14 protein-coding genes and 1 riboswitch are annotated in these 15135 nt (G+C 43.3%); of the genes, 7 read left to right on the top strand and 7 right to left on the bottom strand.

The window, feature by feature from the left end; translation table 11 throughout:
• Entirely contained in the window at positions 1-819 is an 819-nt protein-coding gene (gene recX, locus BN1765_RS04560; protein WP_050614054.1) for a recombination regulator RecX, read from the bottom strand.
• A 116-nt stretch (positions 820-935) separates the two neighbouring features.
• On the opposite strand from recX, the gene BN1765_RS04555 reads away from it, so the two are divergent.
• From BN1765_RS04555 to BN1765_RS04530, 7 genes are all read left to right on the top strand, one after another.
• Complete coding sequence (locus BN1765_RS04555) at positions 936-1844, top strand: TIGR01777 family oxidoreductase (protein WP_050614053.1); 909 nt, start codon at positions 936-938, stop codon at positions 1842-1844.
• A gap of 87 nt (positions 1845-1931) precedes the next feature.
• The gene (locus BN1765_RS19445) at positions 1932-2045 is read left to right on the top strand and encodes a YfhE family protein (RefSeq protein WP_075050778.1); all 114 of its coding nucleotides are present in this window, start codon (positions 1932-1934) and stop codon (positions 2043-2045) included.
• 116 nt (positions 2046-2161) lie between these two features.
• Positions 2162-3016 (top strand): arylamine N-acetyltransferase family protein, encoded by an 855-nt coding sequence (locus tag BN1765_RS04550; protein WP_147554149.1) that lies wholly within the window; start codon positions 2162-2164, stop codon positions 3014-3016.
• Positions 3017-3439: 423 nt separating this feature from the next.
• A complete protein-coding gene (locus BN1765_RS04545) occupies positions 3440-5056 on the top strand; it encodes a M20/M25/M40 family metallo-hydrolase (protein ID WP_082195410.1) in 1617 nt (538 codons plus the stop codon).
• Between the two features lie 191 nt (positions 5057-5247).
• Positions 5248-5568: a PadR family transcriptional regulator gene (locus tag BN1765_RS04540; protein WP_050614051.1), complete on the top strand. Its 321-nt coding sequence runs from the start codon at positions 5248-5250 to the stop codon at positions 5566-5568.
• Positions 5561-6166, top strand: coding sequence for a DUF1700 domain-containing protein (locus BN1765_RS04535; RefSeq protein ID WP_050614050.1), 606 nt, complete (start codon positions 5561-5563; stop codon positions 6164-6166). The genes BN1765_RS04540 and BN1765_RS04535 overlap by 8 nt, the downstream gene beginning before the upstream one ends.
• Complete coding sequence (locus BN1765_RS04530; protein ID WP_050614049.1) at positions 6163-7239, top strand: DUF4097 family beta strand repeat-containing protein; 1077 nt, start codon at positions 6163-6165, stop codon at positions 7237-7239. Before BN1765_RS04535 ends, BN1765_RS04530 begins: the two co-directional genes overlap by 4 nt.
• 47 nt (positions 7240-7286) lie before the next feature.
• On the opposite strand, the gene ade is transcribed toward BN1765_RS04530, so the two are convergent.
• The 6 genes from ade to nspC all read right to left on the bottom strand — a co-directional run bounded on the left by ade (position 7287) and on the right by nspC (position 15133).
• Positions 7287-8993, bottom strand: a complete 1707-nt coding sequence (gene ade, locus BN1765_RS04525) for an adenine deaminase (RefSeq protein WP_050614048.1) — start codon at positions 8991-8993, stop codon at positions 7287-7289.
• Between the two features lie 117 nt (positions 8994-9110).
• Positions 9111-9213, bottom strand: a riboswitch (purine riboswitch).
• A 99-nt stretch (positions 9214-9312) separates the two neighbouring features.
• Positions 9313-9720 carry a DUF1259 domain-containing protein gene (locus tag BN1765_RS04520; protein WP_050614047.1) on the bottom strand — a complete coding sequence of 136 codons (408 nt, stop codon included), beginning with the start codon at positions 9718-9720 and terminating at the stop codon, positions 9313-9315.
• Positions 9721-10142: 422 nt separating this feature from the next.
• Positions 10143-10811 (bottom strand): hypothetical protein, encoded by a 669-nt coding sequence (locus BN1765_RS04510; RefSeq protein WP_050614045.1) that lies wholly within the window; start codon positions 10809-10811, stop codon positions 10143-10145.
• Positions 10812-10899: 88 nt separating this feature from the next.
• Positions 10900-11502, bottom strand: a complete 603-nt coding sequence (locus BN1765_RS04505) for a hypothetical protein (protein WP_050614044.1) — start codon at positions 11500-11502, stop codon at positions 10900-10902.
• Between the two features lie 330 nt (positions 11503-11832).
• Complete coding sequence (locus tag BN1765_RS04500) at positions 11833-13773, bottom strand: GTP-binding protein (RefSeq protein ID WP_050614043.1); 1941 nt, start codon at positions 13771-13773, stop codon at positions 11833-11835.
• A 232-nt stretch (positions 13774-14005) separates the two neighbouring features.
• A complete protein-coding gene (nspC, locus tag BN1765_RS04495) occupies positions 14006-15133 on the bottom strand; it encodes a carboxynorspermidine decarboxylase (protein ID WP_050614042.1) in 1128 nt (375 codons plus the stop codon).
• Positions 15134-15135: the final 2 nt, after the last annotated feature.

Raw genomic sequence — 15135 nt, 5'->3', positions numbered from 1 at the left:
TCATTCTCCCATTCCCTGTGGATTCTCTTCTAGATAACGATCGATCAGCTCTAATGGAAAGCCCTTGCGATAGAGTGCGGACTTTAATCGCTGTTCAAATTCATAGCCCGAATACTTTTGCAATCTCCGTCCGGCTTTTTCAGCATTTTTCACCAACGATTCCCATTCTGCCTTTTCATCCTGATTTAGATCGACTTTATTGGAAGCTTCTTCTATTATATAAGATGGAAAGCCTTTTCTTTGCAAAGTCTGCTCGACTTTTCTCTTTAATTGAATCGTTGATTTGCCGGAAGAGCTTTTCAACAGCTTTCCGATTTGTTTTTGTGCATGCTCAACCTGCATTTCACGGCTGTATATGTGCAAGGCAGCATCAATCGTAGTATCCGCAACTCCTTTAAGCCTCAAATCCTGGGCAATGACAATCGGGCCTTTATCGCCCGCATTCATTTTAGTGCGAACAAAAGCGGAGGCAAACGCTTCATCATCCAAGAAGGACAAATGATATAGACGATGGATCACTTCCTTGATAATATGGCTTTCATATTCTTTATCCCGTAAATGCCTGACGACCTCCGTTTCAGATCTCATTCGATGGGATAAATAATGAAGAGCGGCCGAAAACGCTTTTTGGATTTCTTCCTGGTATATGATCTCCGCCAATTCGAATTCATCAATGGTTTTCCCTTTTTTTAAGTCCATTTTAATTAAGACATCTTCGCTTACACTGAAGCCGAACTCTTCACCCGAACCTTTATCTATAAAAATGTTATATCGATTTTTATTCTTTTTGCCTGCCGAGATTTTCGTAATAATGGTCATTTCGCTCACCTCTTTATAAGAGTAGCATATTTGGCAAGGCAAGTCCTTTCCAGTAAGACTTGATTCATTTCGACCCTATTGCAGCGCATACACTATTTTTGAAGGAGGGATCAATGATGCATATTGCTATCGCTGGAGGAAGCGGATTTGTGGGCAAAGCCCTTACAGAGGAATTGCTGAAGCAAGGGCATGACGTCTACATATTAACAAGAAATCGTTCAAACAAAACCGATAAGCCAGGTCTGGCCTACATTCAATGGTTGAACAAAGGCGACCGGCCTGAGAAGCAACTGCCGCATATAGAGGCTGTGATCAATCTGGCCGGGACTTCTTTAAACAGCGGCAGATGGACGGATAAGCGAAAAAAAGACATAGTAGAAAGCAGAATGACAGCAACCACAGAGGTGCGAAGAATAATGGCTGCACTAGACCGCAAGCCAGATGTGTTCTTGAACGCCAGCGCTATCGGTTATTATGGGACGTCAGAAACAGAAACATATACGGAGGAGGATGTCCTTCCTGCCTCTGATTTTTTATCAGAAACCGTCCATAAATGGGAAGAAAACACCAGCAAGGCGCAAACGTTGGGGATACGGACTGTTTTTATGCGTTTTGGCGTCATACTCGATAAAGAACAAGGTGCTTTGCCCCAGATCTTACTGCCTTTTAAGCTCTTTGCCGGCGGACCGATCGGAAGCGGCAGCCAACTTCTTTCGTGGATCCACATACATGATATTGTCCGGGCAGCCTTATTCTGTTTAGAAAAGAAAGAAATCTCAGGTCCCGTTAATTTTACAGCACCCGCCCCGGCCACTATGTCTGCATTCGGTAAAACGGCGGCAGCAAGCATGCATAGGCCCTATTGGCTGCCTGTCCCATCACCAATGTTAAAGCTGGCATTGGGGGAGAAAAGTATGCTTGTCTTAAAAGGCCAACGTGTCTTGCCCAAGAAGCTTTTGGATAACGGCTTTAAATTTGCCTATCCGGCACTACCCAAAGCGTTGGCCGCTCTCCTCCACGATTAACTAAATCGCCCTTCTTCTATCAAAATGGTATGGCCTAGTCTTGATTAGGAAATGATGGAAGTATAGACGATTAAAGGAGTGATCTACATGGAGAAGAAGCGAAAAGAAAAAACAAAAAGGACCTTAAGCAGCATGCAGGAATTTTTGTACAATAAAGATTTCAAAAAAGCAGACCGCGCCGGTGGATACACAAAGAAGTAAAGTGAAATGTTAATCGGCGATTGAAAGCATTCATTTCCTCAGGCAGAACGGAATACATCACAGGAAGCAACCAGCTCTAATTCGCTGGTTGCTTTTTCTTTGCAGCAGCATCTCATTTGCAGACACTATTCAATCAAGACTATACTTGTTTTAGACTGCCGCTCCAAGCCGCAGCCAAATCGGAAACGGAGGCTATCGCTTTGACGGATTATACAACCCTTTTCTTGCAACGGATCGGCATGGCTGCCGATACACCCGTTACATTTGACACTCTTCCAGACATTCTTGCACATACAGCATACTCCATCCCTTTTGAAAATATCTCTCTCATGGAACATAATCTGCATCCGCTCACAAAAAAAGAGGTTCGCCATAAACTTTTACTCGAGAATAAAGGCGGGCTATGCTATGAAATCAACCCTTCACTGTATTATTTCTTAGCCGAAAACAAAATGGATGTGAAACTGCTCCGGGGAACAATCTACAATCAACAAACCAATGACTGGAGCGATACCGGACAAACACACGTCCTTATAGGACTGAATATACATGGAAAGGAATACGTATTGGATGCAGGTTTTGGAATTAACCTGCCTTTATTGCCAGTTCCCATGAATGGCCAGCCAGTCAACTCCTCGACAGGGACATTCCGTGTCATCAAGGCAGAAGGGGCACTGCACCAGCTACTAATGAAACCGATCAACAGAGCGGATTGGGTAATCGGTTATTCATTCGATCCTTCTATCGTTATTTCAGAAAAAGAATTAAATGCCATTCAGGACATAATCGCCACCCACCCTTTGTCCCCATTCAATAAAAAGAAACTTGTCGCACAGCTGGTTCCGAACGGCAGCATCAAATTGACTGAAAAGAATTTCACTCAGACATTGAATGGTATTCGAAAGCAGGAAGTCATTAACAAATCGCGTTTCGCAGAACTGGCAAGAGAAGTATTCCACCTGCCCTATTAGCAGTTAACGGAGATATTAGTTATCAACAATTACGCCGGAAAGACCTATTAATTGCCTGTGTATAACTGCAGTTTTACACAGAATTATCTGAATTATTGTGAATAGATAGAATAAAACGTGCATAACTCCTTGTCTTAAACGACATATCCATATATGGGCGTGATATTCACTGTGGACAACTATGAAGTGAAGCTTTAATTGGTGGAGTTTTCATTCACCCTCACCGATTATTGAACCAATCGGTTAGAATGGGGCAGAAAGGACAATCGCTTTTTTAGCGTTTGTCCTTTTTAGCTTTATATGCAAACCATGAAGAATACGATTTTAATTAATTGAAATTTCATTTAATTTGATAGAGTTGTACACTATTACTAAAGAGCTATTATCCTTCAGACAAATTATAGAACAAGGAGCTATAAAATCATGAAGACATCTTATTCCATGAAAACACCCCAGCAATTAAAAGCGTTATTAAACGATCTGGTATCTGTTGGAAGTATTACATTGAGCGAACAAGAGAAATTTATGCCGCTGCGAATTCACCAGCATTTGATGGATATTCCTTATTATCAGGAGCATCCTGAACTCCTTCAGAATCATTTAACAACAGATGGCCGTTCCTTTTTGACCGCTTTATATCGGCATCCTCTTGCCAAAAAGACGGTTGTGCTGATTTCACACTTTGATGTTGTAGATGTCGAGGATTTTGGTGACCTGAAGCATCTTGCATTCCGTCCGGACGAACTGACAGCTGAATGGCATCGACGCAAGGAATTGCTTCCCGAAGATGCACGTGCGGATTTAGAAACAGATGAATGGCTATTCGGCCGAGGGACAATGGATATGAAATGCGGCCTTGTACAGCATATGTCGCTGCTCGAAAAAGCAGCTATTGAAGAATGGGAAATTAACTTATTGTTATTGACCGTTCCCGATGAAGAAGTCAATTCCGTCGGCATGCGGGAAGCAATCCCAAAAATAAATGAATTAGCTAAGCAGCACCATTTAGCATATACCCTTTTCCTGAACTCGGAGCCGATGTTCTCTCAAAAACCAGGAGACAATCAGTATTATTTTTACACAGGATCAATCGGCAAAATTATGCCCAGCGCCCTGTGTTTCGGCAAAGAAACCCATGTAGGCGAACCTTTATCCGGCGTAAATGCAGCTTGGATGTCATCGATGCTTTCCCAAGAAGTTGAATGGAATGAAAAACTCTGTGAAACAAGCCGCACCCAAACTTGCCCTCCTCCCACCATCCTGTGGCAAAAAGATCTAAAAGAAGAATATTCAACACAAATTCCACATCGTTCTGTTTCGATGTATAATTTTTTCTTAATGGAAAAGAACCCTGAGGATGTTATGGAGCTTATGAAAGGGGCAGCAGCTGAAGCCGTAAACAAAATGGAGGCGTTTATGGCCGATAAGTATAAAAGATTTGGTGTGGATACTAGAAAGGCGCCTTCGATCCGCGTCCTTTCATATCAAGAGCTTCGCTCGTATGCCTGTCAAAAAGCCGGAACCGACTATATCGCTGGAATTGAACATTTTGTAGCAAAGAAACGTGTAGGAGACAACCGGGCGCAAGCGATTGATGTCGTGGATCAAATATCCATACTATGCCAGGAGTTAGCGCCCATGATTGTCCTTTTCTTTGCACCGCCTTACTATCCTGCTGTTCAGACAGGCAACGACCCATTAATTGAAGAACTTTCCCAGTCGCTCATTACATTCACCAAAGAAACGTATGGGCATACATTGCAATCAATCGATTATTTTAATGGCATTTCAGACCTAAGCTATGCGTTGTTGCAGGCTCCCTTATCCTCCATGGAAGCATTTGACCGAAATATGCCCGGAGAACGGGAGCTGTACCATATCCCATTCGCAGAGATGGCTGCTTTAAAAGCCCCTGTCCTGAACATCGGCCCTATCGGAAAGGATGCCCATAAAAAAACAGAGCGGCTTTACCTCCCGTTTGCCTTTGAAGAACTTCCCGGCATTCTCGAATATGTCATTAAAAAGCATCAAAGCCAATAAGGCAAAATAAAAGCTGATTCGGCATCGGATCAGCTTTTTTGTTTTGCCTTATACATAGATTATATCGCATGAAGCGAATAAAATTCTGAAATTATTTGACACTTTTATCCTATACGCCATATAATATATCACAACACATACTATATGACATATAATATGAGAACCAAAATAATATAAGTGGAGGTGTAAAGATGGGGTTTCAGCTGGGATCAGCACTTCTTGATGCATGCGTATTGGCCATTTTGGCGAAGGAGGATGCTTATGGTTATTCATTGACACAGCAAGTAAGAGAAATAATGGATATCTCTGAGTCTACTCTCTATCCGGTTCTGCGCCGTTTACAGAAAAGTAATTATCTTTCCACGTATGATCAACCATTTCAAGGCCGAAACCGCAGGTATTATCGGATTACGGAGGCCGGCTTAAAGCAATACGAAGAACTGTACAAAGAATGGCTGGATTATAAGCAAAAAATCGATATGGTCATGTCGGGAGGATTAAAAAATGAATAAACACCGGTTTTTAGAGGCGCTGCGAAAAAAATTGCACAAGCTTCCCCAAGAGGAAATCGAGGCAGCCCTCGATTATTACGCTGAATACTTTGATGAGGCTGGCCAAGAAAATGAACAGGCAGTGCTTAAACGGCTAGGATCGCCATCAGCCGTAGCATCTACCATCCTGGCAGATTACGCTGTCAAACATATGGATAATGATCCGGCTTCCGCCAAAAAAGGAATATCTGCTATCTGGTTTATCCTGCTGGCAATACTGGCTTCCCCCATAGCCCTTCCCATTGCAGTGAGTGTGATTGCCCTGCTTTTAGCCGTCCTTGTTTGCGGGGCTGCTTTTATACTGGCTTTTTTCAGTGTCATGATCAGCCTTATTGCCGGCGGTCTCGCCAGCATAGCTGCGGGATTTGGGGTTATTTTCAGCCACGTACCCACGGCGCTTCTTTTCATTGGAACGGGAATGGCGATGGCCGGCATCGGGCTTTTGCTTTTCCATCCTCTTTTAGTTGTAACAAAAGCCATTAGCAGGTCTATTGCCAAGTGGTTTAAAAAACAATTCGATCAATTAACCAACAGACAGAAAGGTGGACGGAAGCCGTGAAAACCAGAACGAAAGTACTTTATCTTATTGCCAGCAGCCTTATTGTCTTTGGTATGATCCTTGCTGCAATCGGTTATTTTAATGGTGCCCACTATAGTCTTACGTTTACAGGCCGATCATTAGAGGTGAATAACAACCGTGAGATGAAAACCAAAACAATACCACTGGATGCATTCAATAAAGTCGATGGACAAATAAATAATGCCAATATTGCATTCGTGCCATCTGATTCATACAAAGTGGAAATAAAGTATCCGTCAAAGCAAAAATGGAGCTGCAAAGTGGAGAACGGCACATTATATATCCAGTACAAACGGCCATCCAAGTATTCATTCGGAATTGGTCTCACCGCTAACGACTCGGCATATATAAAAGTGTATGTGCCAAACAAACAATCGCTTCTGTCCTTCAAGCTTGCCAATCGTTATGGAGACACCCGCATCGAAGGGATTTCAAGTGATTCCATGAACATTAACAGCCATGACGGCGATCTGTCTTTGGCTGATTTAAAAGCCCAAACGCTTGAGATCAATAATCTATACGGAGATACCCGGATGAAGGGTATTTCAAGCGATTCAATCAAACTGAACAGCCACGATGGCGATCTATCTTTAGCTAGTATTAAAGCTGAGGAATTGGTTTTCAAAAATGAATACGGAGATTCTGGCCTGAAACATATCCATTCGAATCATCTGACAGGAACAACAAACGACGGTGATATGAACCTTTCAAATATCAACGTATCGAAAGCCTCTTTTTCAACTAAATATGGCGATACGGCTATCCAAAAAATCACTAGTAACGGGTTGAAAATGAAAAGCAATGATGGGGATATAACAGTGAAAGGCTCCCTTAAAGGAGAAACAGAGATTATATCATCGTATGGAGACGTGTCACTGCAAACAGCAGCTAATCCAAAAGAGCTCTCTTATATGTTAAGCTCAAAAGATGGCGACATTGTAGTCAATAATAAAGCATATGAGGGAAACGTATCTTCCACAACGGACAGCCAAAATAGGTTGCAAGTAAAATCCCATGATGGCGATATTGCTCTCAAGTTTTCAATGGAATAACAAAAAAGCGGCAACTCCCTCGCTTAGGGGCTTTGCCGCTTTTTTCTTTATAAACTCACTTCGACAAATTGGAATGTATCTACATCAAACAAACCTTGATTTGTCAGTTTCAGTGAAGGGATCACAGGCAGCGCTAAGAATGACAGTGTCAATAAAGGCGAAAACTCAGTGGTGATGCCCAGTGTATCAAGGGCTTCCAGTAATTCACTGTAGTTTTCATTCAGCTCTTGCGGTGAAACAGTTGTCATCAATCCTGCCACTGGCAACGATAGCGACGCCAAAATTTCGCCATTGCATGCAATGGTGATGCCTCCCCCGATGGATTCCAATTCACGGATTGCTGCATCCATATCATCATCATTTGTGCCAATGCAAATGATATTATGGGAATCATGGGCGATGGTTGTAGCAATGGCGCCCTTTTTCAACTGGAATCCCTTAACGATTCCGACACCGACTGAGCCTGTCCCTTTGTGGCGTTCCACAACGGCCATTTTAATGCAATCGGTTGCTGGATCGGATACGAATAGCCCGTTTTCCACCTTTACAGTGGTTTGGCTATTCTTTGTTACAATCGAATTGGGCATCACTTCAATGACGCGCGCTTGGTCTCCGGACATTGGCAAAGCCAAAAGCCCTTTGTGATAACTGCCCAATCGTACAGTGTTCTCAAAATGTTCAGTTTCCCTTGTTGCGGCCTCTTCCTCGTATTGCTTCCCTGCGACGAAAACAGACTCCACAGCAAACGTTTCTAAATCATTCAAAAGAATGAAGTCAGCATCATATCCGGGAGCAATCGCCCCTTTCCCTTTTAGGCCATAGCATTGCGCTGCATTCAAGGAAGCCATCCGCATGACAGAATAGATATCGATTCCCTCTTTTAGACATTCACGGACATGATAATCGATACTGCCTTCTTCCAGCAGATCATCGATATGTTTATCATCTGTGCAGAATAACAGGCGATTTGATATTTCCTTGGAATAGCCCTTCAAAAGTTCATGGAGATTGCGGGCGGCCGAACCTTCACGAAGCATGACATACATGCCTCTGCGGACCCGTTCTATCATTTCTTCCGGCTTTACGCATTCATGATCGGTTGTGATGCCTGCTGTCAGATAAACATTGATATCATTGCCGCTCAAACCTGCTCCATGTCCATCGATCGGCACACCATGGGAAATGGCACCGTGCAGTTTCTCCATCATATCGGTACGCGCATTCAGGACTGCCGGAAAATCCATCACTTCCGCAAGACCCAACACCAGCTCGTCCTGATAGAAAGGTTCGAGGTCCTTGGCTGTCAGCGTCGCTCCGTTATCTTCAAAGGAAGTTGCCGGCACACAGGAAGGCAGCTGAAAATGGTAATTCAGCATACAATCTTTACTGTCATCAAGCATCCAACGAATGCCCTCAGTCCCAGTAACATTGGCAATCTCATGGGGATCGGTCACAATGGTTGTAATCCCGCGAGGCAGCACCGCTTTTTGGAATTGTGAAGGCGAAAGCATGCTTGATTCAATATGCACATGGGCATCAATCAAGCCAGGCACCATGGTATATGCCGTACCATCTATTTCTTTTATGCCTTTATAACGGCCAATGCCGACAAAACGCCCATTATGGACAGCAACATCTGCTTGTTCGATTTCATCGCTGAAAACATTGACGAATTTCACATTTTTGATGACAAGCTCCGGCAAAATATCATTGCGGGCTGCCTTAATATTTTCTGTAAGTGTTGGGATATTCATTGTTCTTCCTCCTAGGTGATTAATGGCAAGGAAGAATAGTAATAGGGAGAGGATTCCCTATGTCTAAAAAGTATACGAATGCAGCATCCCTATCCTATGCGTTGCAATGGCAAAGATACTGCATCCTACTATTCTCGTAGCCGAACTATTGCATTGGTAGTTTGTAGAAACTTTTGGACCATATCTCCAAAATTATACGAGTATATCTATTTCATTGTTCATAAGATAGGTATTATTGTGGTTTACCGTTTCAAGCATTGTAACAACGAGAGCCACTTTGAGTCAACGAAAAGATATCCCTTTTAAAAAGTAAGAATAATCACTCAGAAATAAGCGGACTGGACAAGAACCGAAAAGCCTGCGCCATCTTTCTCGCAAATTGAAGGGGAGGCTCAACCGATTGGATATGTAGATACATAATAACTGGATCTGTATAAAGCCAATGATTATGGAGAGCAGAGACGATTAAGCCTTGAGACGAAACCGAATACAAAAAGGATGGCACCTCTTCCTGCAACAAAGCAATCTCTACAAGATTAAGTGCATTCCCCTGCTGATCCAGCGATTCAAACAACACATCGGCCGGCAAAACAGACTGGCTGGGCACTCCTTGGACAGAAGCCTTAAAGTTTCTGCGGAAATGGACGGAACAGGTATCATTCTTCAGCTCACTTTTTCCATTAAGGATGGCGCCGAATTCCTTGCAAATATCTTGTTTACTTCGCATGTTTTATTCTCCTGTCTTTTTTCTATACCATATGTGGATGCATCAAAAAGTATGAGTAATGAAAGTTGGCGCCTGTATCTGTTTGTCCATATCCACATTAAATACAATATCCGTTATTCAAAATAGATTAACAGGTATATTATGTGAATTATTCATGTGGATCTTAGTTGTTTTAACCAAGGTATTTTAGAATGGAGTGATTGTAATCGAAAGGAATTACGAAACCAGACATATTTTGCATTTTTTGCTTGCTCCTTTTGCCATTATGCTAGGGCCTCATATCGTTGTTACCCCTCTTTATTCGCACTCCGGCACGTGGATCATCCAAACCCCAGAAGAAAATGATCTGCTTTTTATCGGTGGATTCTTATTGTGAAATATAAAAAGCCTATCTCGATGAATAGGCTTTTTCACCTTCCAGTCTACTGAATCCCATAAACTGATTTTATATGTGGGAACGTCAAATAGATGGACTTATTTTTGGCAGAAATCACTTCAATGATATTTCCTTCCACTGCATGGATTTTTCCTTTTATATTTCCAGGTTCACCGGTATTGAATACAACTAAAGAATCTTTCATCTTCTCAATTTGCACTTCAAAGGTACGGGCCAATGTCAACTGCGAAGGCTGTACGGTTAGCTCATGATTCTTTAGGCCAAAGGGCTTTTGATAGGTAGAATGGGGAATCAGCCATTTCAGATGGTTCATGGAAATATACATCGTTTTATACAGCGGCGAATAAAAAGAGAAATAGTTATTCATAATGCTAGTAATATAGCCGGTGATTGTTTCTTCACCTGAAACAGATATCTCTACCAATATGCCTTTTGCCATTGTGAGAACCTTTCTGAAGGAAATGTTTTCTTCCCATTGGAACCCCGGTGCATCATTCGGGAAAGGAATGTCAATATCGGATTCTTTTCCAATTGTGATATTTTTTATATGAACCCATGGAAGATACACGTATTCTTTGCCATTAAAAAGGACGATAATATCACTGCCGATATCTATTACTACTCCGATGATCATTTTCTTCCCAGCTAATTCGGTCTGTACAATTTCTCCGATTAACTTTCTTAATATATTCAACTTCATTTCTCTCCTTTCTCATGGAATAAACACTGGGAAGCTTGTACAGGATGAAGCATATATACCTGCGTTTTGCACCCTAAAGGAATTATTTCTTTTTAGAGCTCTTGCCGCTGGATTTTTGGCTTTCGTTTTTGCTTTCATGTTTGCTTTCGTTTTTGTTTTTGCTTTCGTTTTTGCTCTCATTTTTGCTCTCGTTTTTGCTCTCGCCTTTATTGCCTTTATCTTTGCCTTCACCTTTTTGGTCTTGCTCTTCGTTTTTTTCCCTTTTCGGCATGCCGACTGAGATGTTGCGGACATGGAACAAGGATACCTTTAGGATCTCATTGTGGGATGCAATGGTAAGGTAGCCGTTCTTGACTCCCTTTAAGCGACCTTCCACACTTTCTTTTCCTCCCCGATTAATCTTTAACCAGCGATTCTTCAATACGTGCAATAGCTGGTGAAAATTGTCGGGAGCCGTAAATAGCACTTGATCGGCCAAATCTTCATTAAAGCCAAACCCTGATCTGATACTCTTGGTAATACTTTTTATGTGATGAGGCTGATAGAAAATAAGGCCGTCTTCCTTTGTCACCATGGCGAAATAATCATCTCTGACCGCAATGATCTTTCCTGTGCGGGATTCAGGGCCTCCTCTATCGACTTTTACTACTTTTCCTTCTAGACGATTGAACATGACGTTACTCATGTGTTCTTTCCCTCCTATTATATATTCCCTGTATTTATATGTGTCATGGGTCGACAAAGTACTATGTAAACAGCCTGTTTTATACGAAAACAATAAAAATAGGTAAAAAAAGCGGGCTCGTATCCTATTAAACAACCTTATAAAGTGAAGCTTTATAAGGTTTGAGGTTTTCATTCATTAAACGGACCTTCGTTTTTACTAACGCTCAATCTGCCGCTGTGCCTCCTCCCATGGATAAGCGGGAGCCATAGCGGCAGTTCGAACGGAATAAAAAAAGCCCCGAAACGATTATCGCTTCAAGGCTTAATGAATAGGTAGGCTGTTGATCCTTTACTTCGCATGCATTTGTTCATCCGCATGCATCCAATCCACAGAATAGGCCTGCCCTTTGGAACAAAAAATAGAGGATGAGCTATAGTCAGGATCTGCATTTTTATCATAACCAATCCGTTCTTTGACTTCCTCGGGATTATGGCAGGAACCATAGCCGCCCATCTTCATCGAAATAGTGCCTGTTCCCTGTGTGAAGGAAGCCAGTTCCATACTGTAGGCCATGAAAGTCGAAACCGGTGCTTTTCCTGTGATCACCGCTTTTTCCCCTTCGGTAAGCGGTGCATCGAATGTTCCGTGGGCACTTTGAATGTCGGAAAGAACCCTTCCTAATTGATCCAATCCAACCTTTATTTTAAAAGAATAATATGGCTCCAGCAGGATACTTTCCGTTTTTTCCAGTCCCTGTCTAAGCGCTCTGAGAGTTGCTTCCCGGAAGTCTCCTCCGGATGTATGCTTATTATGCGCTTTGCCTGTCAGCAGTGTCACTTTCATGTCCGTAAGAGGCGATCCTGTCAGCAAACCGCTATGTTCTTTTTCAAGAAGATGGTGGCGCACCAGGTTTTGGTTGCCGATACTTAGATCGTTGGCATGGCATTCATTTTCCCAAACGATTCCGCTGCCCCTCTCCCCAGGCTCAAGCCGCAGATGGACTTCCGCATAATGCCCTAAGGGTTCAAAATGGCCATAGCCGAAAGCCGTGCCCGCAATGCTTTCTTTATAGAGGATGGTCGGCTCCTCAAATTCAACCTCAAAGCGGAACCGGTCTTTAATGATCTTCTTCAGAACCTCCAGCTGGATCATTCCCATCACATGAATATGAATCTCCTGATGGCGTTCCTCCCAAATCACATTCAATGATGGATCTTCCTCGCCGAGCATCCTGAAACACTTCAGCGCCTCTCTCGGATGGACAGCCCCGCCAATCTTGACTTTCGATTTTAAGGCTGGGATCATTTCATATCGGGCATTTTCCAACAAGCTGCCGATCCCTTCGCCGACTGAAGCGCTGGTTATGCCGATCACTCCGATGAGATCGCCTGCTTCTGCATGGTTCACTTGTTCATATGTACGCCCATTATACTTCCGCAGTCCAGTGACCTTTTCCATTTTCCCTCTATAATGGATGTCATCGCGTACCTGGATTTTTCCGCTCAACACTTTTAAGAAGGTGGTTCTTACAGCCTGTTCATCATGCCGAATTTTATAGACGATTGCCGAAAAAGGGGAATCCACCGAATACGCTGTCTCCGTCAGCCTGTCCATTTTTTCCAGAAAATCACTGATTCCCTGGTCCATGAGAGCAGAACCGCTGCAGCATGGGAATACCTTCCCTTCTTTCACCAGCCGGACCATCGCATTAAGCCATATATCCGGCTCGTATCCTTTTTCTAAATAGGCATCGAACAGCCCCTCGTCTCTTTCAGCCAGGAACTCAATCAACTCTTCCCGCATTTCTCCTTTATGGAAGGCTGTCGTTACGTCGCATGCATGGGGCGTCAAATCATTTCTGATTTCATCCAGCACTTTCTCCACATCAGCCCCAGTCCGGTCCATCTTATTGATAAAGAAAAAAGTAGGCACCTTATGCTTCCTGAGCAATTGCCAAACCGTTTCTGTATGGCCGCGCACCCCTTCAACAGCTGAAACAATCACAATCGCATAATCCATTACCTGTACGGATCTTTCCATCTCGGGCGAAAAATCGACATGTCCTGGCGTATCGATCAAATAGTAAGTTGAACCGTTATAAGACATGATGCCTTGCTCCGCAAAAACGGTGATGCCTCTCTCCTTTTCAATCTCATGGCAATCAAGAAAAGCATCCCTATGGTCTACACGCCCTCTCTGTTTTATGCTGTTCGTATGATATAAAAGCTGCTCTGCGAACGTCGTCTTGCCCGCATCGACATGCGCCAGAACACCTATCGTCTTTTTCACTCCATCTGCCTCCCATTTTTTGTCTAGTCTACCGAAATTATAGCTTTTCTATTGGATGGGAGCTAGTAGAATCACCCACAAGCTGATAATGTCTCTTAGGTTATTAACAAGGAGAAATTTTAGGATGCTTTTCCTCAATCTGTTTCTTATCAATTGCTTTCTAAAAAAACGTAAACAGCCCCTTGCCGGCATGTACCGTCAAGGGGCTGTTTTATTATGCCTCCGTCTTTCATTAAGAAAGACGCTGCTTAAAATCTGTGTAATCAAAAGCACGCTGAATCCGGCAATTGCCCTCTTTGTCCCGAATAGCAATGGCCGGCAGCGCCATGCCATTGAAGGTATTATTCTTCACCATCGAATAAATAGCCATGTCGCCAAAAACCAAGCGGTCTCCATTCTTAAGGGGACGGTCAAAAGAATAGTCTCCGATAATATCGCCGGTTAAACAAGTGGGGCCTCCCAGACGATACGTATATGGTTTTTCCCCTGCTGCCCCGGAACCGATTAAAGGCGGGGTATAAGGAACTTCCAGCACATCAGGCATATGGCAGGAGGCGGATGTATCGACAATGGCAATATCCATTCCGTTTTTAAGTGTATCCAGCACAGTTGTAACCAAGAAGCCTGCATTCAAGGCAATGGCTTCTCCAGGCTCAAGGTAAACAAGCAAACCGTAGCGGTCCTGCATACGCTTAATGCAATCCTCAAGCAATTCGATATCATAACCTTCTTTGGTGATATGGTGGCCGCCACCGAAATTGATCCATTTCATTTGCGGCAGCCATTCGCCGAATTTTTCTTCGACCGCATCAAGTGTTGCTGCCAAAGCATCTGCTCCCTGCTCGCATAATGTATGGAAATGCAGGCCCGAAACGCCTTCAAGCAATTCAGGCCGAAAATGTTCCAACGTCACACCGAAGCGTGATCCGGGAGAGCAAGGGTCATACATACCGTGGCCTTCTTGCGTGGAGCATTCGGGATTAATCCGCAGCCCCGCCTGTTTGCCAGCTTGGCGGACTTTATCTCCGAACTTTTCAAGTTGTGAAAAGGAATTGAAAATGATATGGTCGCAAAGCGAAATGATTTCATCTATCTCATCTTCCCTATAGGCCGGGGAAAAGACATGATTTTCTTTCCCCATCTCCTCATAGCCAAGCCGGGCCTCGTATAATCCGCTGGCAGCCGTACCGTTCAAATAGCGCGCAATCATCGGATATGTCGCATATAAGGCATATGCTTTTTGGGCTAAAATAATTCGGCATCCTGTGCGTTCTATGACCCCATTCAGGATTTTCAGGTTCTTTTCCAGAAGCGGTTCATCTACTACATAACTGGGAGTCGGTAACTCTTCGAATCTCATCT

Origin of the sequence: Bacillus testis (assembly GCF_001243895.1) — a bacterium.
GTDB classification, from domain to species: Bacteria; Bacillota; Bacilli; order Bacillales; family DSM-1321; genus Bacillus_AD; species Bacillus_AD testis.
The sequence above is the reverse complement of the archived record's forward strand: the minus strand, read 5'-3'. Positions and strand labels throughout refer to the sequence as shown.

Excerpts from the sequence above, each read along its gene's own strand:
- BN1765_RS04520 (WP_050614047.1), bottom strand. The coding sequence starts at position 9,720 with ATGCGAAGTAAACAAGATATTTGCAAGGAATTCGGCGCCATCCTTAAT.
- recX (WP_050614054.1), bottom strand. The coding sequence starts at position 819 with ATGACCATTATTACGAAAATCTCGGCAGGCAAAAAGAATAAAAATCGA.
- nspC (WP_050614042.1), bottom strand. The coding sequence starts at position 15,133 with ATGAGATTCGAAGAGTTACCGACTCCCAGTTATGTAGTAGATGAACCG.
- BN1765_RS04535 (WP_050614050.1), top strand. The coding sequence starts at position 5,561 with ATGAATAAACACCGGTTTTTAGAGGCGCTGCGAAAAAAATTGCACAAG.
- BN1765_RS04540 (WP_050614051.1), top strand. The coding sequence starts at position 5,248 with ATGGGGTTTCAGCTGGGATCAGCACTTCTTGATGCATGCGTATTGGCC.
- BN1765_RS19445 (WP_075050778.1), top strand. The coding sequence starts at position 1,932 with ATGGAGAAGAAGCGAAAAGAAAAAACAAAAAGGACCTTAAGCAGCATG.
- BN1765_RS04555 (WP_050614053.1), top strand. The coding sequence starts at position 936 with ATGCATATTGCTATCGCTGGAGGAAGCGGATTTGTGGGCAAAGCCCTT.
- BN1765_RS04505 (WP_050614044.1), bottom strand. The coding sequence starts at position 11,502 with ATGAGTAACGTCATGTTCAATCGTCTAGAAGGAAAAGTAGTAAAAGTC.
- BN1765_RS04545 (WP_082195410.1), top strand. The coding sequence starts at position 3,440 with ATGAAGACATCTTATTCCATGAAAACACCCCAGCAATTAAAAGCGTTA.
- ade (WP_050614048.1), bottom strand. The coding sequence starts at position 8,993 with ATGAATATCCCAACACTTACAGAAAATATTAAGGCAGCCCGCAATGAT.